Source organism: Zongyangia sp., assembly GCF_965361945.1.
On record NZ_CBDTOK010000140.1, the window covers coordinates 1 to 4,264 of the forward strand.

Genomic DNA, 4,264 nt, shown 5'->3' on the forward strand with positions numbered 1-4,264 from the left:
GACTCTAGGGCCTGCTGCAATTTGCTGACATAGGAGGACTTGATATAGGTGGTCACCGAACCGTTGCAGTCCACATCATAGGAGCGGCTGCCGTCATAGTAGAACTGGAGCACCTCCGGGCTGCGGTTTTGGTCGGTGAGGTTCGCCGTCAGGGTCATATCCGGTTCCCCGGACACCTCCTGGGACCGTTCTCCCTCGCTGCGGGCGGAGAGAGCCATGGTGAAGAAGCTGTCGAATAGGTCGGCGTCCACAGCCTCCCCGTTGACGGTAGGCTCCTCGCCGGGAACCAGGGTGTAGGTTTCTGAGCCAAAGGCGATCTCCAGGGAGGAAATCTCCTCCTGGGTGTCGATGATATACTCCTCCGGCAGGAAATCCTGGTACTGCAGCCGCATAAAGGAGATGCCGCTTTCATCCAGGTCGTAGAGGATGTCCACATCCGAGCGCATGGCGGAAAGCAGGTCTTTATCCCGGCCGTCCAGGCGGATTTCCAGGGTCTGCCCGTCGTATTCCAGGGTAATCACCGTCTCCGGATCATCCAAACCGGCGTCGGTGATGTCCTGCTCAGTGGGCTCCAGGTTGACGGTATGGGAGGCGTAGACGCCAAAGACGCCGCCGAGGATGCTGGCGACCTCATCCCCCAGTTTCCGCCGGACCGGGGACACCATATAGAAGGTGCCGGACTCCCCGTCAAAGGTAATCTCAATGGGGGTCTCCCGGAGGGAGCCGCCAAAGGTAATCTTGGTGAGCCCCAAGGTCTTGCAGCTTTCCACCACATCGCTGGAGCTTTCCAGAGGCGGGATCAGGCGCCGCTCCACATACTCGCTCATGGGGGAGATCAGTCCCCACACATCCATTTCCTGCATGAGATAGACGTTGCCGTTCTCGGTCTGGACATACATTTCCGAGCCGCTGGGGGTGGAATCCCCCACCTTCAGCCGGAAGACGCTGCCGTCCGAATAGGTGACGGCGGCTTCGGCCAGGGGATTGTCCAGGCCGTATTTTTCCAGGTCGCTGGGGTTTTCCTCTACCAGCTGGGTGGCCGTCACCTCAGAAGCGTCCGCCAGGATGGAGTACAGGCCGCTTTCGTTGCGGGGATAGCCCTCCAGCTCCTCGATATAGGCGTCCCCGTTTTCGTCCACCAGGACGGTATATTCCTCATCCACGGTCTTGATTTCTACCGAAACCACGTCCTCAACCGCGTAGGGGGATAAGACTACGCTGGAACTGCTTTGGGAGCTGCTGGATTCCCCGTCCCCTTCCGCCGGGGTACGCTGCACCAGAAGGATTACCGCCGCCAGGAGGGCGACGATGACCACCCCCGCCAGCAGCCCAATGGTTCTTTTGCTGATTTTACTCATCCATTCACCTCCTGTGGGCAAAACATGCCCACGGATTTATCTGCGCCGCCGCACGCCTACCGGCGAGGAAGACGCGCCCGGAGTCTTTATTTGCGACATTGCCGCGGCACACGCGATTTTGTTACCTATTGCGCCACAGCGCGCTCCTGCGGAGAGCAAGACGCGCCTTTGGCTTTATTCAAGACATCGCCGCGGCACACGCGATTATATTATAGCCGATACCACAGCGCGCGCCTACCGGCGGGCAAGACGCAGCCCCTGCCGGGGCGGGAAGACGCGCCTTAGATCTTGTTTAAGACACTGCCCGCGATACCCGCACGCCTACCGGCGAGGAAGACGCGCCCTGAGCCTTTATTGGCGATATTGCCGCGGCACCCGCGATTTTGTTACCCATTGCGCGCCGCAGCGCGATGTCCTCCGGCGGGAGCCGGCGCGCCTTAGTTTTATCCGAGACACTGTTTGCGATGCCCGCAACTGAGCCGCGATTGACACTACAGCGCGATCTGGCCGCGGGCACTGCCCGCCAGCGCCTGCGGCGGGCAAGACGCGCCATGAGTTTTATTAGTAACGCTGACGCGTCACACGCGATTTTGTTACCCATTGCGCCACAGCGCGGCATCCCCCACCGGAAGGTGGTCCTGGCGGGCAGCAAGACGCGCCTTAGTTTTATCCGAGACACTTGTCCGCGATGCCCGCAACTGAGTCCCGATTGACACTACAGCGCGATCTGGCCGCGGGCACTGCCCGCCGGAAGGTGGTTAGCGGTGCCGGCGGCGCAGCCAGATGGCGATGCCGGTGACCAGCACCACCAGAGGCAGGGCTACCACGAAGACGGCGCCCAGGAAGATGGCCTGGGTGGAGTTGACGCCCAGCTCACTGCCGCTGATGTTCTTATCCACCAGATTGAGGGCATCCTCCCGCTGGGCCAGGTCGGCCAGGACGGAGAGGAAGTATTCCCCGTTGCCCACCGAGGTGCTCTCCAGCAGGGTGGAAATGAGGCTGGTGACCGAGCTGCCGGCCAGCACATGGGACATGCTGCCGTCGCTGCGGGTTTTGGTGGAATAGAGCAGGGCCGGATAGGGGCCGGAAGCGCTGTCGGAAGAGATGGTGAAGTTCTCATCCGCGTCAGCCGGCATAATCCCCGTTGTCTCGGAGAAGGAGAGCAGCTCCCGCACCTGCACATCCCCCTGGCTGTCGAAAAGCTGGGTCATGGGGCTGGCGTAGGGCATGGAGATGGCGATGTTCTGCTCCATCAGGTCGGCGCCGAACCGGTCGGAAGCATAGTTGACGATGGTGAAGAAGGGATTCTGGTTAAAGTACATGTTCCCGTCGGTCTCATAGATAAGGCCGTCATCTATCTGGATCCCCCACTCCGCCAGGAAGGCGTCCAGGTTGGGGGTATCCGGCTGGGAGGCGTCGCCCAGGTAGATGAGGGTGGTGCCGTCCCGCTCCAGGAAGTCGTCGATCCGGGAAAGCTCCTCCACCGAGTAGTCGCTGGTGGGGGCCGCCATCCAGGCCACCTTTACATCATCGGGGATGTCCTCGGTGACCACGGAATGCTCGATGACCTCATAGTTATTTTGCACCATCAGCTCGGCAAAGTAGGTGAGGGGGTCCTCCCCGTGGCCGTTGAGGACGGCGATCTTCACCTTGTTTTCGTCGGTGACCCGCATGATGGCGGAGGTCATGGTCTGCTCCGCCTTGGAGGAGATGATCTGATAGCCGTAATAGGTCTGCATGGTGTTAAACAGATCGTAGGGGCTGACAGTGGTAGCCTCCTCCCCGGAGGTGATCAGGATGTCGTAATCAGCGATCTCCAGGTCGGCATACTGGCTTTCCAGTTGGGGGTTCTGGACCAGGTCCACATACTCCACGGTGATTTTATCCGAGATTTTGGCGTACATGTCGATAATCTGTGCCGCCTGGGCAAAGTAGTCGTTCTGGCCCATAAAGTTCTGCTCGGTGGCCAGCACCCGGATCTGCACCTCTTTGTCCAACCCGGCCACATAATCCCGGGTCTCCTGGGAAATTTCAAAGGCTTTGTCCTGGGTCATGTCGATGCTCATGGGATACCGCTCGCTGAGGGCGGACATGAGGAAGTTAAAGAGGACAACCACCACGATTACAATGACGGTGATCCCCACGGCAAAGCCGGAATGCTTGAATTTTTTGGTCTTCCAGAAGGAGGTCTTTTTCTTCACCGCTTCACCGGAGGCAGCGGGAAGGTTTGCCTTCTCCTTTGTTTGGTCTTTGGAAAATAATTTTTTCATCTGCCTCACCCCCTAGCTCCATCTCTTTTTTTCCAGCACCCGGACGGTGAAGAAAATAAACAGTCCGGATACGCTGAGGAAAAAGATCACGTCCGCGATATTTAAAAGCCCTAAGGTGAAGTTGGCATAGCGGGTGTAGAAGGAGAGCCCGTAAACCAAATCCTGCAAAAACTGGGTGGGCATCACCGAGGACAGGGTGTCGATGAGCATCAGCCCCATCATGACGGCGAAGCTGGCCACAGCGGCGATGACCTGGCTTTCGGTGAGGGAGGAGATGAACACGCCGATGGCGATGAGGGCCAGCCCCAAGAAGACGGCGCCCAGCAGGTTGCCGACAAACAGGGACAGGTCAATGGGGGCAAAGGCCGCCAGCACCACGGCATAGACCACCGTAATGGCCATGGCCACCAGGTACATGATAACGGCGGAGAGATATTTGCCCAATACAATGGAGTAAAGCCCCACCGGCGCGGTGAGAAGGGCTTGGTCGGTGCGCAGCTTTTTGTCCTCGCTCATCAGCCGCATGGTCAGGATGGGGATGAGGAACATAATCACCGAGAACATGGAGGAGAAGAAGGAGCGCATGTCGGTGGTGTTGCTCAGCACGTTGGAAAGGAAAAAGTAAAATCCCGCGAA

General features: G+C 59.0%; 3 protein-coding genes. All 3 read right to left on the minus strand.

Annotated features, from left to right (window positions below):
* Positions 1-1,358: DUF4340 domain-containing protein (locus tag ACZ25G_RS08960; RefSeq protein ID WP_463682209.1), on the minus strand; the 1,358-nt coding region annotated here is incomplete at its 3' end.
* Positions 1,359-2,116: 758 nt separating this feature from the next.
* Positions 2,117-3,628 (minus strand): Gldg family protein, encoded by a 1,512-nt coding sequence (locus tag ACZ25G_RS08965; protein WP_463682210.1) that lies wholly within the window; start codon positions 3,626-3,628, stop codon positions 2,117-2,119.
* 12 nt (positions 3,629-3,640) lie between these two features.
* The coding region (locus tag ACZ25G_RS08970; protein ID WP_463682211.1) for an ABC transporter permease at positions 3,641-4,264 on the minus strand (624 nt) is incomplete at its 5' end.